This window comes from Enterococcus sp. AZ015 (genome assembly GCF_050499225.1).
Taxonomy (GTDB): domain Bacteria; phylum Bacillota; class Bacilli; order Lactobacillales; family Enterococcaceae; genus Enterococcus_D; species Enterococcus_D entomosocium.
Window position 1 is genome coordinate 1,502,196 of record NZ_JBMHEX010000001.1, and the last position, 22,124, is coordinate 1,524,319.

Below are 22,124 nucleotides of genomic sequence, written 5' to 3' on the forward strand. Positions count from 1 at the left end.
TAGTCATTTCCAAATAAAAGAGATCATGTGAGCCAAAAAGGAGAAAGCCCTATGAAAGAGCAGCCGATAACCATTGAATTTCCCTTAAGAGGTGAGTGGCTTGCGCCGACTACACCAGCCAAGAAGATTCCTAGTCATGGCACCGATCGAATGGGATTACGTTATGCGTTTGATTTTTTACAAGTCGATTTTGAGGGGAAAACAAAAGCTTTTCACGACCGAAGCTTTCTGCGCTATTTCTTCTTAGGGGTTCCCCTTGAGAACTGTTATTGTTGGGGCAAAGAAATCTATGCGCCATGTGATGGTGAAGTGATTGTCGTAAGAGAGGGCTATCAGGAACGCAAAGTCGTTCATTGGGTTGTCGATTTTTCGATCGCTTTAAAAAATGGCTTGTTTTTTAATGAACAAAAAGATGAGTATCAACAAATAGCTGGCAACTACATTGTGATAAAAGCTTCTGAGGGCGTATATATGGCATTCGTCCATTTGCAAAAAGGATCCATCAAAGTTTACGTAGGACAAAAAATCACCAAAGGGATGGTGATTGGCAATGTCGGGCATTCCGGCAATTCGACTTCACCTCATTTGCATTTTCAAGTGATGGACAGTAACGATATCGCCCATGCAAAAGGGCTGCCTTGTCGCTTTGAAGAATACGAGGTTTACCGAGCAGGACGATGGATAAAAGTTCGGAATCAGATACCAGATAGTACAGAACGGATACGATTTTTATAGGAGCATTAGGGACTAGCTGTGAGACTTCAATAGGGGGCATCGCCGAAATGCTTAGAAGAAAGAACATTTTAACGTTTCTGAGCTTCTTTAAAAAACTTGCAACAATCTTAGGTATTCAGAAAATATATCTCAGGGGGAACAAATGAAGCAATTACCCAATATCATTACTACTTCTCGACTGATTCTAGCACCACTTTTACTATTCCTTCAGCCAATGTCTGGCTGGTTTTGGCTGCTTTATTCCTATTGTTTTTTAAGTGACCTTGTCGATGGGCTACTAGCAAGAAGGATGAATCTCACGAGTGATGTCGGTGCTTTGCTAGACAGTTTCGCAGATGTCAGCTTTTTTCTCGCCGTTTTTCTTTCTTTTCTACCACAGCTTTTGGAAACCCAAACGATCATGGTTTGGATCTTGGTGATCGCTATCATCCGCTTCGTCAGTTATCTGATTGGCTATGTAAAATTTCGGTCTTTTAGCAGTCTGCATACATGGCTCAACAAAACAGTCGGATTTCTTTTATGTATTTTTCCATTGCTGCTCATCGTATTCCATGAAAGAATTGTTGTCTTGATTTTGGGAATCATCGCCACTATTTCGGCATTAGAAGAATTGTTGATAACGATCCTCGCAAAAAAACTGGATAGAAATCAAAAATCGATATTCGAAAGTTTTATGTAAGGTACCTCTATCATTGAGGGCCTTTTTTGTTTGTTCCTCTGAAGTAGTCTTTTAAAAGTCCTTTCAAAAACAATTTTAAAAATAACATTGAAAACAATTTTTAATGGTACTATGCTTATCTTTGAAGGGAGGCTTCACAAATGAACAGACAAGAACTGCATGCATGTATCAGTAAAAACCAGCCCAATATTTGCCAAATTTCTGCCTACCAAAATGGAAAGGAAGTTTACTCGGATGAATGGCATGAGTATAAGCCAGACGATACTTGCCACCTTATGTCCGCTACGAAAAGTATCGTTTCTCTACTAGTCGGAATAGCGATAGATCAAGGCCTCATCAGGAGTGTCAATGACAAAGTACTCGATTATTTTCCAGACTATTCCGTAAAACGGGGCGAAAAAACGATTCACGATATTACCATCAAACACCTATTAACGATGCGAGCCCCGTATAAATGCAAAGGTGATCCATGGACAAAAGTTTGTTCGAGTGACGACTGGACCAGCGCCTCCCTTGATTTATTGGGAGGAAGAAAAGGAGTGACAAATGAATTCAATTATCAAACCGTTTGTCTGCAGATCCTCACTGGTTTGTTAGCGAAAGCTTCTGGAATGACGACCGTTGATTATGCGAACCATTATTTATTTCGCCCTCTTGGTGTAGCCGAAATAACCAATTATTATGCGAAAACGGCACAAGAACATAAGCACTTTACAATGAGCAAGGCACCAAAAAAACCAGTTTGGTTTTGCGATCCTTTAAATATTGGGGCGGCAGGTTACGGGCTATGCCTTTCAGCAAAAGATTTAGCCAAAATCGGTGAGCTATGCTTGAACCAAGGCATCCATCAAGGGAAACAAGTGATTTCCTCACAATGGCTCACTGAAATGGTCAATCCGCTAGAGACAAACATAGAGAAATTTCAAAACATGAGTTATGGATATTTGTGGTGGATTTTGGATACTGAGAAAAGCACCTATGCCGCCATCGGTAATAGCGGAAATGTCCTTTATATTGATCCCGAATCAGATTGCGTCATTGCTATTACGGCTTATTTTAAGCCAACTGTCTTTGATCGAATCGACTTTATCGAGACAGAGCTAAAACCGTTCTTTTTGCAATAATGAGCGTTAAGAAAAAGCAGTCTACTGTCAAAAGTTGATTGCTTTTTTTGTAGGTGAAAGCTTTATGATCCTTTTAATGACTATGGCAAGCAGGTGACTACGGATAAAGCTTGGCTGCTAGTCTTTTATGAATTTAAAATCTAGCAATTTGATCCCGCATATAGGAGGCCAAATCAATAATAAACGGAAGATAAATGAGAAATGAATAAAATGACCAAACTATCAACGGCGTAAACTTGGTATACTATAATTGAGAAGAAAATCACAAGTGAAAGGAGCGGTCGGAGTGTTTTCAGAAATCAGTATTTATCAAGTAAAACCAAGTGAAGTCGATACCTTTGAAGCAATCATGCAGGAAGCAACAGAGGCAATGAAGGCCATGGAGGGGGCTTTGTTCTTTCGATTAATGAAACGAACCCATTACATTAAAGAAATGAGCACCATCAAGGAAGGACGCCTGCCTGATCCATTGACAAGAGTCATAAAATGTGTGAAATATGCCCACTATTGGGAGTTTGATACCGAAGAAAACTATGGCAAAGCCCAAAAAAGGCTGTATGAAAGCTATTGGAAAGCAATCGAGAAATGTTTGATCGTTCCCCACGACAAGCTTCTAGGGGAAGTGATTGAGTGATCGTTTTAGTATCGGATGCTCTTCAGATGAACGGACTTTTTGTTGCAACTGTTTAGAAATTATAGGGAAAAATACAACGGGATGTTAAAAAGTCATTCGAATGTTGAATCGACGACTATTAGTTGTTTAAATGCTCTGTTTCTTGAGGGAATCGGAAAGGAGGAACACACGATGGGACAGGTTGCATTTCATAACTTATACAAATTAATAAAAGGTGCTTCAACAGCAGAATTTGTTCCAGTCGTTGAACAATTCAACCGTGAATACATTTTCAAACAAAGAGGATACCTTTCTTTTGAATGATTAGTAGATTGAGAAATTTGGGCTGACATCACCAAGTTCGAAACGAAAGAAGATGCGGAAACATTTGACCAATGCGGTATCCCAGATGCCTTTGCACAAATGTTTTTATTCATTCATCAATCGAAACAGTTGCAGCTCTCACCTATACACGATTGAAAAAATGTTCCAATAACCATTCAGTATGGAATGGACAACGCTAAAAAACAATTCATATGAAAAGAGGAACTTCTTATGACAAAAACAGCAGAATGGTATCAAGGAAAAGCTGGGCGGGCAGAACATTTGGTCTATTTAAATAAGGAAGCCAAAGAGCTTGAGAAACTGATTCATGGCGACAAAACAATGATCATTCGGGGGGCAGCTGGCAGAAAATCACCCTTAGGAGGAAGAGCCAAAATCAACGATCTTGTTTATTTTGTGGAGACCGGCGGCGATTTGACCATCACTCATCGGGGCATCATTGCCAATGTGACTGAATCTGAAAAGATGACGAAAGAAGAATCCATAGATTTTGTAGAACGCTATGAAAAAGAGTTGAATCTATCGAAAAAGCAAGTCGATCGTTGGGCAGGGAAAAAGTATCTAGCGGTCTATGAAATCGCTGAATTAGAAGAAATAACGCCATTTCAGTACAATCGTGAAAAAAATATGGACGATTGGGTCATCACTGATGATATCAACAAAATTAAATTGTAACGTAGCAAAAACCTAAAAAAAGCGCAAGGAGTTGAGCGAAAGGATGGAAGGCAAAGAGCAATTGTTTCGAGACAAAAACGTGAAACCAACAGAGCAACTGATTGCGGAATCACTGGGTGAGGGATATGCCATTTATCAACGTTTTGTCGAAACGCTTGAAAACGAGGGCATCTCTCTTATGGATTGGCGCTATTACCAAGATGGAAAAGCGTGGTTGTCCAAAGGTGAATACAAATGGACAACGACTCGTGGGACGAATAAAGTGAAACCAATTTTTTGGCTTTCGATGTGGGAGGGCTTCTTCAAAGTCTCCTTTCACTTTAGCGAGAAAGTCCGAACACAGTTATTGTCTCTACCAATCAGTGATGACACAAAAGAAAGGATTCATAAGGCGCCGACCAATGGCACGAAAATGACGTTTTTTTCTGTGATTTTTGATGTCGCTAATCCATCACTCTTTGAAGATATCACCGAATTGATCGTGTTCAAAAAAAATAAATAAAGTAAGAGTAAGATTTATTTAACTTGGATAGTCTGATTTTATTGCATCTATCAAAAAGGAATCTTTGTTATAGTTTACCCATTTTTAGGTTTAGAAAAGTAAAAGTCAATCAGAAGACTTTAAGTTTATTACATTTCATCTGATTGATTTTTAATATAAGTAACTATTGGGAAAACCAACGCTAATTTTGATTAGATTGTCGAAGGGAATTCACAATACAATAAATTTTATTCGATAAATATGCTATTATGGTTAACATATGCTTTAATTACTTTAAATAGATGAAAGACACATTCGAAAAGGAGAAAAGACAAATTGACCATTCAACGAATCACAGCTTGCGTTCAAGTCAAAGGAGACTATCAGAAGTGTTATGAATTTTATACGGAAAAAGTCGGCTTGGTACCAACTTATGGCGATGAGTCAGGTCCTTATACAAGCTTTGCATCGAAGAAAGAGGAGGCGCCTTTTTTTGGTATGTTCCAAGTGGATGCCGTGATCGATCAAATGGAGGGCTACCCGATTTCAGAGAATCGGATTTCATCTGATACGCTTTCGGCAACATTTCATACTACGGATTTTGAAGAAGATTATACGAGAATGAACAATGCTGGTGTAGTGTTTGAAGTAAGTAAAACCGTTTTGGGGGAAGGGGACCAAGCTTTTCATATTGCTTATTTCCGCGATCCAGAAGGAAATTTGCTAAGCTTGGAGGATGGCGGTGTCTAAAGAGTTCACATCCAAAATGAATCAGAAAAAACGTAAAGAAAGATTTATCTCATAGTTGTTTTGAGATAAATCTTTTTTTTTTTGAAATCATTCTACTGTAAAGCGTTCCTTCATCCGCTCCAAGAAAAGTCCAGAAGCTTTTGAAAAAACTTGAGTGTTTTTCCAAATGACGTCAAGGTTTGATTCCAGTGCTGGGCTCAATTTTCTAAAACACAATTGGCTATCTGGGGCGAAGTTGACTAATTTATCTAGAGTCAATCCGTAACCGACACCTTCTTCTACCAGCTTTGATGCATTGTAAACTAGGTTATATGTGGCGACGACCGTCAATTTTTTCAGGTCTTTTTTCAACCATTTAGAAAGTTCACTGCTGACCAAACTTTGTCGCGAAGTAATCAAGGGAACGTCCCAGAGATCTTTTGGGGTAATGACTTCGTTGACAGCTAGAGGACTGTCTTTTCGCATCAACACGCCCCAGGTATCTTTGGCAGGTAAGCGTAAGGAATGGTACTTTTTGACGTCTGCTGGACTGATTACGACACCGAAATCCAACAATCCTTTATCCAATCGTTCTTTGACCTCATCGGCGTTGCCGCTATAAAAGTGAAATTTGATGTTAGGGTATTCAGCTTGGATTTCTTTGATGATTGCTCCTAGCAACTGAATCACATAAGTTTCTCCAGCTCCGATCGATACATTGCCGGCGATCGTATCTCGAGGCGACAAAAATTCTGAGCGGGTCTTTTCTAATAATTCTACGATTTCTTCCGCCCGTTTACGAAACAACAGTCCGTCTTCTGTTAGTGTGATTTTGCGATTGCCTCGGGTGAACAACGTCACGCCTAATTCTTTTTCTAGCTCCATCAATTGTCGGGACAAGGAAGGTTGAGAAAGATGCAGATGTTTTGCGGCAGCCGAAATTGTCTCTTTTTCTGCAACTGCTAAAAAGGTGGTCAGATTTTTTAATTCCATTTAAAATGCTCCTCTTGTTATTCGTATAATGAATAGTTAGGTATTTGATATTGATATTTTACATGTAAAAGACCGCGAAGTACAATAGATTTAATCCGAGAATCACTCTTTTGATCTATGAGTTGCTGGTAACAAACAAAAGATCAAAAGAGAAAAGGAGTTGTATATGTCGCCCTAAGGTACAGGATGATTGACCATGAAAGAAGGCGAATGAAATGAAAAATTGGCAAAAAAAGGCACTTGTATCACTATTGATGCTAGCACCACTTATTTTAGGTGCTTGCAGCAGCAATAACGAGGCGGCAAACGAAGCAACACAAGCCAGTTCAGGAGGAGAAACGATGACAGAAAATGTTTCATTTACAGATGAATGGGACAAAGTTTTCCCAGAAAGTGACACGGTGAATCACCGAAAAGTAACTTTTGAAAATCGGTACGGCATCACTTTAGTTGCTGATCTTTATGAACCAATTGATGCGCAAGGACCACTTCCAGCAATCGCGGTTAGCGGACCCTTTGGGGCAGTCAAAGAACAGACATCTGGTCTATATGCCCAAACGATGGCTGAACGAGGTTTTGTTACGATCGCTTTTGATCCTTCATACACAGGCGAAAGCGGTGGGGAACCACGCTATGTGGCATCACCAGATATCAATACAGAAGACTTTCAGGCAGCAGTCGATTTTTTGTCAGTCCAAGAAAATGTAGATGAAGAAAGAATCGGCTTGATCGGAATTTGCGGTTGGGGCGGGATGGCATTGAATGCCGCAGCCATTGATACCCGTGTGAGAGCGACGGTTTCCGCCACGATGTATGACATGTCGAGAGTCAATGCTCAGGGGTATTTTGATGAGATGGGGGCTGAAGGACGTCATGAATTGCGCCAACAGCTGAACGCCCAGCGGACAGTCGATTTTGCTAACGGTAGCTACGAAAGAGCAGGTGGAGTGCCAGATACACTACCGGAGGATGCACCGGTCTTTATGCAAGATTATTTCGATTACTACAAAACGGAACGCGGCTATCATGAACGTTCGTTAAATTCTAATGACGGTTGGAACGTGACATCATCGCTGTCGTTCTTAAATATGCCGCTCTTGTCGTATATCGATGAGATCCAAAGCGCCGTTTTATTACTACATGGGGAAGAAGCCCACTCTCTTTACTTCAGTCAAGACGCCTTTGAACAATTACAAGGCGATAACAAAGAGTTGACGGTCATTCCTAATGCTTCGCACGTTGATCTATATGATCAAACAGACGTAATTCCTTTTGATCAAATGACCCAATTCTTCCAAGAACATTTGAACTAAATAGCCACAACGATCTTCACGACTGTTCGGTCACTCTGCCTCTGCTGAGCAGTCGTGTTTTTTTGAAAATACGCATTCAGTTGCCCGCTTCTACATAGAATCATCACCAGAAAGGAGCGAAGAGATGCTTATAAAATTGATATCCGCTATTTTGCTGTTCTTATTAAGTGCCTGTGGGACAAGCGAAACAGAGAGAACCAATATGCAATCCGCTAACGAAACTTCATCGGAAGCTAGCCAAGAGAATGTCCAGCAGTTTTCAGCAGCAACAGCTGTCGTCATTACGGTTGGTCAACAGGATTTTCTAGCGAAGTTTTATGAAAATGAGGTGTCTGAGCACCTAATGAATCAAATGCCCTTTACGGTGACAATGAGTGATTTGAACAACAACGAGAAATATTATCGTTTTTCTGAGAATTTGCCAGAAATGACTACAGAACGGCCGGAGATCATTCACGAAGGAGAAATCATGAGCTGGAATAGTCATACGTTGGTGCTGTTTTATCAGACCTTTACCAATTCTTATGGTGGTTATAATCGTATCGGTGTCATTGAAGATCCGACGGGGTTAAAAGAAGTACTTGGGGCGGAAGACGTAGAGGTTATTTTTTCGTTAAGAAATCCTCGTGAATAACAAATGAATAGGAGAAAAACACATGACGATCGATCAATTAAACAAACTCATGGCAAGTGGCGAACCCTTACTTGCCGGTTCGCAAGCTTCCAAACAAATGGTAGCTCTGAGTGCTAAGGCGAGAAAAATCACGATGAAAATCAATACAGTCTACCATGAGTCTGATGAGTTACAAGAACTTTTTGCCCAATTAACAGGAAAACCAGTTGAGCCGACTTTTTCGCTGTTTCCACCCTTTTATACAGATTATGGCAAGAATATCAGCATTGGCAAAGATGTCTTTATCAATGCGGGTTGTCATTTTCAAGACCAAGGAGGGATCACGATCGGTGATGATACCCTAATTGGGCATAACGTTGTTCTAGCTACCTTGAATCATGGCCTTCACCCTGAAGATCGTAGCACGCTTTATCCAGCCCCCATTACGATTGGGAAGAATGTCTGGATTGGCTCAAATGCAACGATCGTTGCCGGTGTGACCATCGGTGACCATGCGATCATTGCTGCTGGGTCGGTGGTGACCAAAGATGTCGCTGAGCGCACGATCGTGGCTGGTGTACCTGCAAAATATGTCAAAGAGGTTACTGAGTAAGCATAATAGCAATGAGTAAGAAAAAAACTGCTGTTCGCCTTGTCGCTTGTAAAGCGATGAAGACTAACAGCAGTTTTCTTATTCTTGAGGCGGCTCGCTCGTAGTGGAACCGGCGAAGTTTTCAATCAACGATTTCACATCAAGACCGAGGGTTTCTTTCAACGTTTCTTGTGTGGTCGATAAGAGATTGGTGGCGTAATTGGTGACACGATTGGCACCGCCACCTTCACCTGATCCTGTATCAACGACTGAAATTTTATCGATATTGCCTAATGGTGCGGCTGCTTCTTTGACTAATTGTGGCAGGATCTCGACGATCATGCTCAGAATGGCTGCTTCATCGTATTTCTTGAAGGCTTCAGCGACTTTTTCTTTCGTTTCGGCTTCTGCCGTTCCTTTCGCCAAAGTGGTTTCGGCTTCTGCCAAACCGATCAAACGAATCTTATCGGCTTCGGCTTTTGCCAAGGACTCTGTTCGAAATTGCTCGGCTTCAGTGGTAGCTAAGGCAGATGCTTTTTTGGCTAGCGCTTCTTGTTCAAGCGCATAACGATCCGCATCGGCTTTTTTCTTGATCTCTGAATCAAATTGCTTCTCACGACGCAAGATTTCTTTTTCTTCCAATTCGATTTGTTTTTGTCGTTCAACGACTTCGACTTCAATCTCTTGTTCTCGGACTTTTTGTTTCATGATGGCACTTTGTAGATGATAGGCTTGATCGGCATCGGCTTTGGCGATGTCTTGTTCTTTCTTATAAAGCGCCAGCTTCAATTCTTTTTCCTTCAATGCTTCAGCGATTTCGGTCATGCGTTTTGATTCCGCTGTTTGCGATTCTTGTTCCGATTGGGCTTTTTTGATGCGGGTTTCTTTCAGTGCTTCAGCTTCCGCAATTTCAGCATCCCGTTTGACTTGGGCGATTCTAGGCTTTCCAAGAGAATCCAAATAGCCATTTTTGTCTCGTACTTCTTTGATCGTAAAGGAGACAATGATCAAGCCCATTTTCGCTAGATCGACAGAGGCCACTTCTTGCACACTTTGGCTGAATTTGTCGCGATTTTGATAAATTTCTTCCACAGTCATCGAACCAAGGATCGAACGCAAATGGCCTTCTAGCACTTCCCGCGCTTCATTTTCTAATTCTTCACGGGTTTTTCCTAGAAATTGTTCCGCTGCCGTTGCAATTTCTTCCACGGATGAGCCGATCTTAATAATGGAAGTTCCGTCACACATCACGGGAACCCCTTGTTCAGTGTAGACTTCCGGCGTTGAGACATCCAGCTTGCTGGAGAGCAAACTGATTCGATTCGATCGTTGAAACACTGGCAAAACAAAGGCTCCGCCACCACGCACGATTTTGATTTTGTTGTTGCTTTCATCGGCGTGTACATTTTTGCTACCTAGATAGCTTCCGCTGATGATCAATGCTTCATCGGGCTTGGCTGTTTGATATTTCGTGACAAAGACGATCAAAAGCATTAATAAAATGAATGCCACGATGGCGATCGGGAAAACGATTGGTGATAATAGAATATCCATAGATACACCTCTTTAGTGATTTAGTTTAGTTATCCAAAAATTTTTTTGTGTAAAGAACGACGTAGCAAACTCGTTCTTTGACTTCAATAATCAAAACCTTCGATCCAGCTGCTAATGGTTCATCGATTGGTTGGAAAGCCGTAGCTGGTCGATTGCTTGAACCAGTGACACTTGTGAGTTGAATTTCGCCCATTCCTTCACAAGGAATCGGCGTCAGCACCGTTGCGATGCGACCTTCAAAATCTTTCTCAGAACTTGACAGTGTCGCTTCCGCATTTCGCATGGGAATCAGCACGTAAAAATTCAAGAGAAAAACGAGCCCTGTAGCAAGGCAGCCGCTAATGACGAAAAGTAGGAGCGAATAGCCAGACAGAAAAGTTTCTCCTAAGTAACCGAAGAGACTTGTAAAGGCAAACCATGGAATAATTAACATCGGATCGACTGGTCCGTCGAAATCGAAGATATCCCCAAACAGAAGCAGCAAAAAGGCTAAAACAGCACAGCCAATCAAAACATACAAATAAATTTGCTCAGGTGCATAAGTGTGCAGCACATATCCACCTCCTTTCAAATAGCGTGATTTGTGAGAACGACGAAAGTTAGGAGACAATCGGAAGAAGAACGAAGGAAGCAAAAGAAATGAACAGAGATTCTGTTATAATTATACCAATAAATGATAAAAATATTCGATTTAATTAGATAAAATGATAAAATAATATAATAAATGGTGGTTTGTTATTTGGGAGAAGGCAACAAAAGCACATGATTTTTTCAAGAGCCATTGACAAACAATCAAAATCAAAGTAGATTAAATCAGGGTAGTAAAAATGTCAAAAGGAACTGCTGACTCTAGACACGTCAATAGGCAGCGTTTGTTTTTTAACCCAATCGAAATAAAGTAGTTGTTCGCAAACATAAAAGAAGTCAGGAACACTTCTTTTCAACCGACAGATCGTATTGCTAAGAAATAGAGGTGGAATCGATGGATCAAAAAGAAAAAATGTTAGAACTAATCAAGAAAAAACAAGGCGGCGGCCGTTCAAAAAAGATGGAATCCCCAAAAAATGATCGGAAAAACATGCGTAAAGGCCCGAAAATTTATAATAAGTAAGGCGATGGATTATTAATACGAAATGAGCGATTAAAAAAAGAGAGAAGGACAGGGTTGCTGTCTTTCTCTCTTTTTTTTATTCCTCAGAATTCACGTACAACTCACTCAAAGCTGGCAGATCATGGACTTGGTATTTTGCTTTAAACGCTGCGATTTCTTCAGCGCTGAAGCGGTTCGGATCAAGTTTCAGTTCTTCGACAGGAAGAGGTCGTTCGTTAGCGATCTTGACATCGATCACCACAGGTCCGTTGATTTCTTTAGCTTGTGTAAAGACGGATGCTAATTCTTCTTCCTTCGTTACCGTGAAGCCTTTCGCACCTAATGCTTCCCCAACTTTACCAAAATCAGCACCGGCTAGTTGGACACCGAACTTGGTTTGCTCGGTATCTTCTTGCTCCGCTTCGATGAAGCCGAATGAGTCATTGGAAAAGACCACGTTGATGATTGGTAAATCATATTTCACTTGGGTGATGATGTCTTGCATTTGCATCGCAAAACCGCCATCCCCACTAAAGGTAAATACTTGGCGATTCGGATAGCTCAATTGAGCGGCGATCCCACCAGGTACACCATTGCCCATTGTCGCAAACCAGCCAGACGTTGTGAAACGCTGTTCACCCGTCATTTCTAAATGACGGATACTGTGGATCGTCACATTACCAACATCTGTGACAAACAGGGCATCAGGAGCTGCGATACGGTTGATTTCTCGATAGACAGGTTCAGGACGCAAGGGCTCTTGCGCATCATGGTCAAAACTATGGCGCCATGCATGCCAATTCCGAGCGTTTTCTTGATTGGCTTTTATCCAGGCATCTGCAGGACGAGGGGCTGCCATCTCTGTCCATTTTCTAAGAGCGGTCGCACCATCTCCTAAAACGGAGACATCCGTCTGATGACGACGACCAAATTTCGAGGCGTCGATATCAACTTGGACAAAGTTGGCATTAGGATTGAAAAAGCGGCGTCCAAAAGGGAAGTCACTGCCGACAAAAACGATGAGATCAGCTTCTGCCAAAGCTTCATTGGCTGGTTTTGTCGCAACCCGTCCGGCAAATCCAAGAAAGTTTTCATAAAGATCAGGCACGATGCCTTTGGCTAAGACAGAAGCCGCTACAGGCATTGAGAAATGCTTCGAGAAAGCATCGATGGCATCAAAATGACCAAAGAGACCTTGTCCGATATAAAGGACAGGTTTTTTTGCTTGTTCAAAATAAGAAAGGGCAGCTCGTAAATCGTCTTCATCCGGCTGGAGAACACCCGTCTTATGATTTTTGGCGGTTGCAATCTCCTGTTCGTCGATTTCTGCAAACCCGTAATCGACCGGGATCGTTACTACAGCAACGCCTTTAAATTTATAGGCGGCTTTAATGGCTTCATCCACCACGTGGGGCAAACTTTCAGGGGACATGACCGTGCGATTGTAGATACTGACATCAGCGAACATCGGATTTTCATTCATTTCTTGAAAATCATTGTAGTTCATCGAGCTCGAAGCTACTTGTCCTAACAAGGCAACGACGGGCACATTATCCATTTGAGCATCGTATAAGCCATTGATCAAATGGGTGGCACCCGGACCAGCAGAACCAAAAACCGCACCGACTTTTCCCGTTAGCTTGGCATCAGCCGCCGCTGCCAGCGCACCCGCTTCTTCATGACGTACTTGAACATATTTGACCGATTGCCGTTCATGGTACAAAGCATCCATCGTTGAGTTGAAAGATCCACCGGGGATTCCATAGATATGGTCGATGCCCCACGCTTCAAAAATCTTGATCATTGCTGTACCAGCATTGATTTTTGTCATTTTCTTCACTCGCTTTCTCTGTTGTCATTCGTTCTCTTTTAAGTATAAACGTTTCTCAAAAAGACAACAAAGAATGCGCCTTCTGTCACAAGGCGCATAGAAAGACTTATTTTAGGAAATGAACGACTCAGTTGCGAAGCTCTTGCACGAATCGACTGGCGATCTCTTTTGGTCGGGTGATGGCACCACCAACCACGATACCGGTCACACCCATATCCTGAATTTTTTTTGCTTGTTCCGGTGTGTGGATCTTGCCTTCGGCTATTACCGGAACCTTCGCCGCAACCAATTGCTGGATCAACTGATAGTCCGGTTCGTCATTGGTAGGACTGTTCGCCGTGTAGCCTGACAAAGTTGTACCAACAAAATCGACGCCCGCTTCAAAGGCATTGATGCCTTCCTCATAGGTGGCGATATCTGCCATGAGTAGTTGATGGGGATAAAGAGTTTTGATTTGCTTGATAAAGGCATTGACCGTCAAGCCATCATGACGTTTGCGCAAGGTGCAGTCCAAGGCGATCACCGCAATATGTAAAGCTGCTAATTCGTGTACCTCTTTGATGGTTGCTGTGATAAATGGTTCTTCCGGTGGATAGTCTTTTTTGATGATTCCGATGATCGGCAAATCAACAGCTGCTTGGATCTCGCGAATATCGCGAACGGAATTGGCACGGATGCCAACAGCACCAGCTTCTTGAGCTGCTTTTGCCAATAGGGGCATGACACCGCCGTTTTCGGTATATAGGGGTTCTCCAGGCAATGCTTGACAAGAAACGATCACTCCGTCCTTGATTTGTTGGATAAAAACTTCTTTTTCCATGTATTTGACACTTCCCATTCTTGTAAAGGTTCGTTTCTCCCTTCGACTATATCATGAGGCTTTTTCCTTGTAAATGAAACGACACCTTCTTTAAAAGGAAAGCGAACACCAAAAAAGAAGCAAGCACCGTCATCAAGGGTGCTTGCTTCATTAGGAGGTGAGGATAGGGAATCATTTATTCCGCTTGTTTTGACGTGCATTGCTTGAACTTCTCAAAATCGATCGTTTGATTAGCAGACAGCACTTCGTATTGCAATCGGTCTGTTTCTTCATCGTGAATGATATGGAGGATTTTTCCGTCTTCGTCTACTGGTCCCAGACTGATGATCGTAAACCGTTCATTGATGACTTCTAAATTCTGTAAAACCCCAGAAAACACTTTGCGAATATGATGGGCGGTCTTGATTTTTTTGTCTGCTTTTTCAACAGCCTTGGCTAACGTAAAGCCTTCATCTAAAAACGTTTTGATCATTTCCACTTTGACGACCGTGGGCAGTCGGTATTTTCGTGGGGCATTTTCTTCTTGTGGGACCGATTGAATAAATCCTTTTTGTTCCCAATAACGCAATTGGCGAGGGGAGATATCACACATTTGGCTAAGTTCGCTGATGCCGACCAACAAGTTTTCATTATCAACGAGTTTTCGAAAAAGATGAGACATACGGACTCCATTCTTGTAAAGGTATTTGTTAACATTGTAACTTGTTTTACTTTTATGTCAAGTAGGTTGACAAATGTTAGGGAAAGATTTAAAGTAAAGAAGGTTTTATGAAAAATATACTGAAAAGAGTGTGAAATATGTCAACGAGTCGTCCTTTAGATATCTACGGCAAACCTTACAATCGTTCCTTACTGGTTATGGTTTTGCTGATCGGTACGTTTTGTACTGTTTTGAACCAAACATTGTTAACAACGGCTTTTCCAACCTTGATGGATGCCTTTGACATCTCTGCATCTGATGTCCAATGGCTAACCACCGGTTTCTTGCTGGTCAATGGGATCATGATCCCGATCACCGCATGGCTGATCAACAAGTTCAGCTCAAGAAATCTTTACTTAACGGCAATGAGCATCTTCCTGGCTGGAACGATCGCTTGTTTTGCAGCACCGAACTTTTCTACATTATTGATTGGCCGCTTAGTGCAAGCTGCTGGTGTAGGGATCTCCATGCCGCTTTTGCAAAATATCATGTTGTCGATCTTCCCACCAGAAAAACGCGGTTCAGCTATGGGCATGTCTGGAATCGTTATTGGGTTGGCACCAGCCTTAGGCCCAACGTTATCTGGTTGGATCATTGATCATTATGACTGGCGTTATTTGTTCGGAATGGTCATTCCTATCGTCGTTTTAGTCTTAGTCTTAGCGCTCTTTCTAATGAAGAGTGTGATTGAATTGTCGCATCCGAAAATCGATCTTTTCTCAGCGATTTTATCAACGCTTGGTTTTGGTACATTGCTCTATGGCTTTTCAAGTGTCGGTGACAAAGGGTGGGGCAGTATTGAAGTAATCGGTTTTCTAGCAGCCGGTGTCTTTTTCATTGCTTTCTTTGCATGGCGTCAATTGCACATCGAGCATCCTTTCTTAGAGTTGCGCGTGTTCAAATCAACAACCTTTACCTTGGCATCGATCCTTTCCGGGGTCACGAATATGGCGATGATCGGTGCTGAAATGGTTCTCCCATTGTATATCCAAAACATTCGTGGTGAATCAGCGTTCCATTCAGGATTGATGTTATTACCAGGTGCGTTGATTATGGGGATCATGATGCCGATCACTGGTGCGATCTTTGATAAGTATGGTGCAAAACGTTTAGCTATCACCGGGATGTTTATCTTGACCGCCGCAACCTTACCATTTGCTTTCTTAACAAAAGATACACCGATTTTGCATATCATCATTCTTTATGGGATTCGGATGTTCGGGATCTCAATGGTGATGATGCCAGTAACGACTTCAGGAATGAATGCATTGCCTGGTAATCTGATCAGTCATGGTACCGCAGTAAACAATACGTTCCGTCAAGTAGCCAGCTCAATTGGTACGGCTATCTTGATCAGTGTCTTGACAAACGTCACCAAAGGCAACTTGCCAAGTGATTCTTTGCTGGATGCAACGCCTTTGGCATACAAAGAACAAGCAATCGAAGCGACTTTATCTGGCTACCATGCCGCTTTTTATGTGGCAGCGGTCTTTAGCTTCTTAGGATTCTTGATCGCCTTCTCCTTAAAGAAAAAAGAACCACGATTGACGGTTCTTGAAGGAGGTGCGGACAAATGATCTTGCTTTTGATCGTTCTTAGCGTGTTAGGGTTTGCGGTACTGAATGTTTTTGCCAAAAACAAGCGGCAAACAGGTTTATCATTGGTCTTAGGTCTAGTCTTCGTAGCTAGTGTCGTCGCATTGATGGCCAATTTGACTTACCATTTTGGAATGGAAAAAGAAACGACTGCTAAAACAACAGCACTGGTTTCTAGTGCCGATAACGAGAATTTTGATTTGCTATTGTATCAGCCATTAGGAGATGGTACGGAAAAAATCTACCTGTATAAAACGGATGCTGATCAAGAGGAACCAAAACAAACCGGTACTGATAAAGTGACCAATGTCGTGGAAACAGGGGCTGATTCAGCTCAATTAGAAACAAAAACGACGCGCTGGGTTTATAAAAGTGACCTATCACGCTTCTTGTTCGGAATCGCTGATAACGATGGCCAATATGTCAGCCGTACCAATACGTTCTCATTACCAGATTCATGGGAAGTCTTGAGTGTGGATCAAGCAAAAAAACTGGCTTCTTTAGCGAAAGAACAAGCGGACACCATGAAAACACAAGGACAAGCGTATGTCCAAGAAAAAATGCAAGCTGCATTAATGGCTGATCCAACTATGGACGAGGCAGCCCAAAAAGCAAAAATCGCTGAATTGACAGAAGCTTATCAAAAAGAAGCGATGGCAAAACTGCTTGAAGAAGCAAAAAAGTAAAAACGAGTAGATAGTCAGGGGATGGAAGAATCAAATCGGATTCTTCTGTCCCTTTTTCTACATGAAACTTGTGACTTAGCGAAACAGCTGCTAAATGTTGGTCGTGTCCATCAACAATAAAAATCCCACACACTAGTAGTGAGTGGGATTTTCTTTATTCAAATGAGCACGCGGCAATCCGGTCGAAAGCTTCTTTTAACAAGTCCAACGATTGGGTGGCAGCTAAGCGAACATAGCCATCGCCGGTCGTTTCTCCAAAGGCTTTCCCAGGGATCATCAGCACACTGGTTTCTTTTAATAATTTCTCTACAAAGCTGACAGAGTCCAACCCTGTTTGTTCAATGTTGATGAAGGCATACATGCTTCCTTTGACAGGGGATAAGGAAAGGAATGGGATCTCAGCAACCCGTTGTTCAATGTAAGTCAGTCGTTCCTTAAAGACAGCAACCACTTGCGGCACGAGGGTATCATAGTGATTCAATGCGTAAATACCTGCCCGTTGTGAAGGGGTTGGTGCCGAATAGGCGATCGCCTCATTGATCAGTTTTGCCGTAAGATTGATCGATTCAGGTGCGATCATGTAGCCGATCCGCCAGCCAGTCATGGCAAAGGCTTTTGAGAAACTGCTGAATGTGATGGTGTTCTCAGGTGCGAAGGCTGCCATCGGTACAAAGGTATCATCAAAGCAAAAGGCTTCATAGACTTCATCCGAGAGGACCAGCAAGTCATGGTCAATGGCAACTGCTGCGATTTTTTCAAAAGTTTCTGGAGAAAAAACAGCACCGGTAGGATTGTTTGGTGAATTGATGATGATCGCCCGAGTTTTCTCAGTGATGGCGGATTTTAAGACCTCGACATCGATTTGAAAGCCATCTTTTTCAAAGGTCGGGATAAAGACCGGCACACCACCGACTAGTTCGACTTGTTGTTTATAAGGTGAAAAGTATGGTTCATGAATAATCACTTCATCACCAGGATCAATGATGGCAGCCAAAGCTAAGTACATGCCATGCAATGCACCGACAGTTCCTCGTACTTGGCTAGGAGAAAAAGTAAGCTGGTATTGCTTTTGATAAAAATCAACGACAGTTTGGATAAAATCAGCACTACCGTCTGAAGCGGTGTATTTTGTATGACCCGCTTTGACGTCAGCAAAAGCTGCTTCAATGATCGTCGCATCTGTAATCAAATCAGGATCACCAATCGACAAATCAATCAAATTTGGGGTTTTCTTCGCAAGAGTGGCGATCTCCATTAAAAGATTTTCTTCTGGTTGTAAAAAACGTTCTGCAATCAACGGACGGTTCATTTTGTCATCTCCAATTTCTATAAAACTTTGCTTAAAAAATCCTGTGTCCGCGCATTTTGCGGATGCTCAAAGATTTGTTCGGGTGTTCCTTGTTCTTGAATGATACCGTCAGCCATAAAGATGACACGATCGGCAACTTCTTTAGCGAAGCCCATTTCGTGGGTAACGACCACCATCGTCATGCCTTTTTCTGCTAAAGCTTGCATGACCGTCAACACTTCTCCGACCATTTCTGGGTCCAAAGCCGATGTTGGTTCGTCAAAGAGCATTACATCAGGATCCATTGCCAACGCTCTAGCAATAGCGACCCGTTGCTGCTGCCCGCCAGAAAGGCTAGAGGGGTAACTATCCGCTTTTTCAGCTAAGCCAACTTGCTCCAGCAATCCTTTCGCTGTCTCTTCGGCAGCGGCTTGCTCTTGCTGTTTGACTTTGATCGGGCTGATAGTCAGATTTTCTAACACCGTTTTATGAGGGAATAGATTGAAGCTTTGAAAAACCATTCCCATTTTTTGACGAATCTGATCGATTTTCACACCTTTTGCCAATAAATCATTGCCTTCGAAGGTGATTTTCCCGCCGGTCGGCTGTTCAAGAAGGTTCAAGCAGCGTAAGAAAGTACTTTTTCCACTTCCTGATGGTCCGATGATCACAACGACTTCACCAGGTGTCACTTCAAGATCGATTTCTTTTAAGACGGTATTCTCGCCAAATGTTTTCACTAATTTTTCAACTTTAATCACTAGTTTTCATTCTCCTTTCAGCAACACCCAAGAGACGTGAGAGGGCGAAGGTCAATACAAAGTAGATCAATGATACGATAACGTATGGTAAAAACGGTTTGAAGCTGGCCCCTTGAACGACGCCTGTTTGGAAAATCAGTTCAGACACACCGATCACCGATACGACCGAAGACTCTTTAATGACCGTGACAAATTCATTTCCTAGAGCAGGCAAGATGTTTTTGATGGCTTGCGGGAAAATGATGAAGCGCATCGCTTGGATCTGATTCATTCCTAATGAACGAGCGGCTTCCAGCTGTCCTTTGTTGACGGCATTGATCCCGGCACGAATGATTTCTGCCACATAGGCGGCACTGTTTAGTGCTAAGGCAATACAGCCGGCAGCTAATTTCGAAAGCTCTAAGCCTAACACGCCTGTTCCAAAGTATACAATAAATATTTGTACTAACAAAGGTGTTCCTCGAACATATTCAATATAGACAGCGGCAATGACTTTCAGTGCTTTTGATTTAGAAAGCTTCATAAAGGCTAACAAACTGCCACCGATAGAGCCGAATAATACCCCAACCAAGGCTAGGAAGATGGTATAGCCAGTTCCGGTGATATAAAAAGGCAGATATTTTTCCCAAAAGCTTTGCTCTTCATCGATCGTGCCATCTTCGGTAAACATCAATCGATAGGCATCTTCTTTGTATTGGCTTAAAAGATCATTACTAATAATGGTTTCAATGGAGGAATTGAGTTTTTCCAGTAAAACCGGCGCTTCTTTCGAGATGGCGATGGCGGTCTCCTTCACACCGTTTTCAAACGTGACATTTTCGGCTAATGCCAATGTATCATTCGCCGTCACATATGCTTCGGCAACGGGACCTTCCATCACGATCGCATCGATCTTGCGTGATTTTAGATTGGTGATCAAATCAGGCACCCTTTGCAAAGAGGTGACAGTCGCGCCAGTCAATTCTGTATTTGCCAGCTCTTCTTGGGTGGTTTGTCGTTGTGCACCGACAGCCACACCATCAAAATCAGCCGTCGATTGGAAACGATCCGCGTCTTCCGCTCGAACCAGAACAGTTTGTTGGACTTCCATATAGGTGTCAGTGAAATTGACTTCTTTGCGGCGCTCATCCGTAGCAGCCATCCCAGAGATGACGACATCAATTTTGCCTGTTTTTAACGCCCCTAACAACGCATCAAATCCAAGTTCCTCGATTTTCAGATCGACCCCTAAGTCATCTGCAATCTTTTGGGCAATGGAAATATCGATTCCCACGATTTCATTTTTTCCGTCAACATTGGCACGGAATTCATAAGGTGCATAATCGGCAGATAAACCCACGACTAATACACCATTTTCTTTGACTTTTTCATAGATTGGATCAGTTTCTTCTGCATGTGCTTGTCCGACAAAGAAAAACGGCAGCAATGCTGTGATGATCCCTAATAAAACAGTACCCTTACTAAACCTTTTCATGTAAACGCCCCTTTAACTTTTTCTGCGCATCTATTAAAAATGCAAATAATAACTAATAAATGTATAAAAATACATATAAGTGATAGAAACTATCATAGCATAACATCAGTTGAAGTCAATAAGTCAGAGAAAAAAAGTCAAAAAATGTTGTAGAGCGTAAAACCATTTATTCAATTTTTTTGCAATCCAACCAAGAGCAATGTGAAGAAGGCACAGCGTCTTTTTTCTAAACATATATATTCGATCTTTCACTTTGAAAAAAACCGATAATAAAGAAATGTGACCACACTGAATGAACAAATGGAAAATGGTCTCAGAAGAAGCCAAAAAAAACGAAACATAAGACATTTTTTTGATTTCTTGCGATAATAAAAGTGAAGAGGAGGCGGTAGGATGAAGGTCGTATTGATTCGACACGGAGAAAGTGAAGCAAATTTCGAAAATTATTGGACAGGATGGCTGGATGTTTCGCTGACCGAGAAAGGCCGGCAACAAGCATGGGTAGCAGGGGAACAGATCAAAGCAATGGGGATTACTTTTGATTTTGCCTTTGCATCTGTGCTTCAACGAACGATCATCACGTGTGATGCCGTTTTGGAAGCTAGCAATCAGCTTTGGGTCCCTGTACACAAAACATGGCGCTTAAACGAGCGTCATTATGGGCAACTGGTTGGGGTCAATAAAGATGTGATGGTGGCACAATATGGAAAAGAACAGGTGCAAAAATGGCGTCGAGGATATGATGAACCGCCTTTATATGTGGAGGAAAATGATTTCGATCGACGCTACGATTCTTTGGATCCTCGCTTGATTCCTAAGGGAGAAAATCTGGGAATGGTCGTGGCCCGAGTGGTTCCATTTTGGCAAGATCAGGTGGTTCCGTTACTTAAAGATCATAAGAATATTCTCATTACTGGTCATGGGAACAGTTTGCGGGCGTTAGTCAAATACTTGGAGGACGTGCCCAAAGATGACATGGATACGATCGATATTCCTAACGCACAGCCGATCATTTATGAGTTTGATAGCCAAGCAAACTTGATTGAACGGGCGTAATAACGAACATTTAAAGAATAAACCACATTTTCGTTTGATGTTACATCGAAAATGTGGTTTTGTTGTGCTATAATAAGAAAAATTTAATGAAAGGCGGGAGAATATGAAAGCCGTATTAACCGTTATTGGAAAAGACAAGGTTGGGATCATCGCCGGTGTCAGCCAGAAATTAGCAGAATTAGAAATCAATATTTTAGATGTGTCCCAAACGATCATGGAAGATTACTTCACGATGATGATGCTTTTAAACATGGATGCCAATCAGGATTTTGACGGTGTTCGTGAGGAGCTTCACCAAATAGGTCAGGCATTAGGTGTGAAAATCAGCATTCAAAATCAAGAGATTTTTGATACCATGCATAAATTATAGGAGGCAC

General features: G+C 42.1%; 25 protein-coding genes. 16 read left to right on the top strand and 9 right to left on the bottom strand.

The features are described from left to right. Positions 1–51: 51 nt before the first annotated feature. From IGK85_RS06990 to IGK85_RS07025, 8 genes are all read left to right on the top strand, one after another. On the top strand, positions 52–735 hold the full coding sequence (locus IGK85_RS06990) for a M23 family metallopeptidase (protein ID WP_008381408.1): 684 nt from the start codon (positions 52–54) through the stop codon (positions 733–735). Between the two features lie 142 nt (positions 736–877). Further along, positions 878–1,414, top strand: coding sequence for a CDP-alcohol phosphatidyltransferase family protein (locus IGK85_RS06995; RefSeq protein ID WP_008381406.1), 537 nt, complete (start codon positions 878–880; stop codon positions 1,412–1,414). 140 nt (positions 1,415–1,554) lie between these two features. Further along, the gene (locus IGK85_RS07000; protein ID WP_008381404.1) at positions 1,555–2,538 is read left to right on the top strand and encodes a serine hydrolase domain-containing protein; all 984 of its coding nucleotides are present in this window, start codon (positions 1,555–1,557) and stop codon (positions 2,536–2,538) included. A 268-nt stretch (positions 2,539–2,806) separates the two neighbouring features. Next, entirely contained in the window at positions 2,807–3,172 is a 366-nt protein-coding gene (locus tag IGK85_RS07005) for a hypothetical protein (protein WP_005236340.1), read from the top strand. Positions 3,173–3,343: 171 nt separating this feature from the next. After that, positions 3,344–3,475: a hypothetical protein gene (locus IGK85_RS07010; protein WP_008381400.1), complete on the top strand. Its 132-nt coding sequence runs from the start codon at positions 3,344–3,346 to the stop codon at positions 3,473–3,475. A 231-nt stretch (positions 3,476–3,706) separates the two neighbouring features. Further along, on the top strand, positions 3,707–4,171 hold the full coding sequence (locus IGK85_RS07015; protein ID WP_008381399.1) for a hypothetical protein: 465 nt from the start codon (positions 3,707–3,709) through the stop codon (positions 4,169–4,171). 43 nt (positions 4,172–4,214) lie between these two features. Then, positions 4,215–4,673: a DUF3788 family protein gene (locus IGK85_RS07020; RefSeq protein WP_008381398.1), complete on the top strand. Its 459-nt coding sequence runs from the start codon at positions 4,215–4,217 to the stop codon at positions 4,671–4,673. A 315-nt stretch (positions 4,674–4,988) separates the two neighbouring features. After that, complete coding sequence (locus IGK85_RS07025) at positions 4,989–5,402, top strand: VOC family protein (RefSeq protein ID WP_008381397.1); 414 nt, start codon at positions 4,989–4,991, stop codon at positions 5,400–5,402. Between the two features lie 87 nt (positions 5,403–5,489). Here the strand turns inward: IGK85_RS07025 and IGK85_RS07030 are convergent, their stop codons facing one another. Beyond that, positions 5,490–6,374, bottom strand: a complete 885-nt coding sequence (locus IGK85_RS07030) for a LysR family transcriptional regulator (RefSeq protein ID WP_429961848.1) — start codon at positions 6,372–6,374, stop codon at positions 5,490–5,492. Between the two features lie 215 nt (positions 6,375–6,589). On the opposite strand from IGK85_RS07030, the gene IGK85_RS07035 reads away from it, so the two are divergent. The 3 genes from IGK85_RS07035 to IGK85_RS07045 all read left to right on the top strand — a co-directional run bounded on the left by IGK85_RS07035 (position 6,590) and on the right by IGK85_RS07045 (position 8,913). Continuing rightward, on the top strand, positions 6,590–7,687 hold the full coding sequence (locus IGK85_RS07035; RefSeq protein WP_008381394.1) for an alpha/beta hydrolase: 1,098 nt from the start codon (positions 6,590–6,592) through the stop codon (positions 7,685–7,687). 124 nt (positions 7,688–7,811) lie between these two features. After that, on the top strand, positions 7,812–8,321 hold the full coding sequence (locus IGK85_RS07040; RefSeq protein ID WP_008381393.1) for a cyclophilin-like fold protein: 510 nt from the start codon (positions 7,812–7,814) through the stop codon (positions 8,319–8,321). A gap of 22 nt (positions 8,322–8,343) precedes the next feature. Next, positions 8,344–8,913, top strand: a complete 570-nt coding sequence (locus IGK85_RS07045; protein WP_005236324.1) for a sugar O-acetyltransferase — start codon at positions 8,344–8,346, stop codon at positions 8,911–8,913. Positions 8,914–8,991: 78 nt separating this feature from the next. Here IGK85_RS07045 and IGK85_RS07050 read toward each other — a convergent pair whose 3' ends face one another. Both IGK85_RS07050 and IGK85_RS07055 read right to left on the bottom strand, forming a co-directional pair. Then, positions 8,992–10,446, bottom strand: coding sequence for a flotillin family protein (locus IGK85_RS07050; RefSeq protein ID WP_008381386.1), 1,455 nt, complete (start codon positions 10,444–10,446; stop codon positions 8,992–8,994). Positions 10,447–10,471: 25 nt separating this feature from the next. After that, positions 10,472–11,017: an NfeD family protein gene (locus IGK85_RS07055; protein ID WP_051013038.1), complete on the bottom strand. Its 546-nt coding sequence runs from the start codon at positions 11,015–11,017 to the stop codon at positions 10,472–10,474. A 411-nt stretch (positions 11,018–11,428) separates the two neighbouring features. Between IGK85_RS07055 and IGK85_RS07060 the strand changes: the two genes are divergently transcribed. Next, complete coding sequence (locus tag IGK85_RS07060; RefSeq protein ID WP_005236316.1) at positions 11,429–11,557, top strand: hypothetical protein; 129 nt, start codon at positions 11,429–11,431, stop codon at positions 11,555–11,557. 76 nt (positions 11,558–11,633) lie between these two features. Here the strand turns inward: IGK85_RS07060 and spxB are convergent, their stop codons facing one another. From spxB to IGK85_RS07075, 3 genes are all read right to left on the bottom strand, one after another. Further along, a complete protein-coding gene (gene spxB / locus IGK85_RS07065; protein WP_008381382.1) occupies positions 11,634–13,367 on the bottom strand; it encodes a pyruvate oxidase in 1,734 nt (577 codons plus the stop codon). A gap of 127 nt (positions 13,368–13,494) precedes the next feature. Beyond that, positions 13,495–14,187, bottom strand: coding sequence for an N-acetylmannosamine-6-phosphate 2-epimerase (locus IGK85_RS07070; protein ID WP_008381380.1), 693 nt, complete (start codon positions 14,185–14,187; stop codon positions 13,495–13,497). A gap of 175 nt (positions 14,188–14,362) precedes the next feature. Then, entirely contained in the window at positions 14,363–14,848 is a 486-nt protein-coding gene (locus tag IGK85_RS07075) for a MerR family transcriptional regulator (protein WP_008381378.1), read from the bottom strand. 137 nt (positions 14,849–14,985) lie between these two features. On the opposite strand from IGK85_RS07075, the gene IGK85_RS07080 reads away from it, so the two are divergent. Continuing rightward, positions 14,986–16,464, top strand: coding sequence for an MDR family MFS transporter (locus tag IGK85_RS07080; protein ID WP_005236311.1), 1,479 nt, complete (start codon positions 14,986–14,988; stop codon positions 16,462–16,464). Continuing rightward, positions 16,461–17,168 carry a DUF4811 domain-containing protein gene (locus IGK85_RS07085; protein ID WP_008381376.1) on the top strand — a complete coding sequence of 236 codons (708 nt, stop codon included), beginning with the start codon at positions 16,461–16,463 and terminating at the stop codon, positions 17,166–17,168. The genes IGK85_RS07080 and IGK85_RS07085 overlap by 4 nt, the downstream gene beginning before the upstream one ends. A gap of 154 nt (positions 17,169–17,322) precedes the next feature. On the opposite strand, the gene IGK85_RS07090 is transcribed toward IGK85_RS07085, so the two are convergent. The 3 genes from IGK85_RS07090 to IGK85_RS07100 are packed head-to-tail and all read right to left on the bottom strand — an operon-like array spanning position 17,323 to position 20,691. After that, on the bottom strand, positions 17,323–18,477 hold the full coding sequence (locus IGK85_RS07090) for a pyridoxal phosphate-dependent aminotransferase (protein ID WP_008381374.1): 1,155 nt from the start codon (positions 18,475–18,477) through the stop codon (positions 17,323–17,325). A 17-nt stretch (positions 18,478–18,494) separates the two neighbouring features. Continuing rightward, positions 18,495–19,217: an amino acid ABC transporter ATP-binding protein gene (locus tag IGK85_RS07095; protein ID WP_005230134.1), complete on the bottom strand. Its 723-nt coding sequence runs from the start codon at positions 19,215–19,217 to the stop codon at positions 18,495–18,497. Next, positions 19,210–20,691, bottom strand: coding sequence for an ABC transporter permease subunit (locus IGK85_RS07100; protein ID WP_005236308.1), 1,482 nt, complete (start codon positions 20,689–20,691; stop codon positions 19,210–19,212). The genes IGK85_RS07095 and IGK85_RS07100 overlap by 8 nt, the downstream gene beginning before the upstream one ends. 393 nt (positions 20,692–21,084) lie before the next feature. On the opposite strand from IGK85_RS07100, the gene IGK85_RS07105 reads away from it, so the two are divergent. Continuing rightward, positions 21,085–21,747 carry a 2,3-bisphosphoglycerate-dependent phosphoglycerate mutase gene (locus IGK85_RS07105; protein WP_008381373.1) on the top strand — a complete coding sequence of 221 codons (663 nt, stop codon included), beginning with the start codon at positions 21,085–21,087 and terminating at the stop codon, positions 21,745–21,747. Positions 21,748–21,850: 103 nt separating this feature from the next. Next, the gene (locus IGK85_RS07110; RefSeq protein ID WP_005236306.1) at positions 21,851–22,117 is read left to right on the top strand and encodes an ACT domain-containing protein; all 267 of its coding nucleotides are present in this window, start codon (positions 21,851–21,853) and stop codon (positions 22,115–22,117) included. Positions 22,118–22,124: the final 7 nt, after the last annotated feature.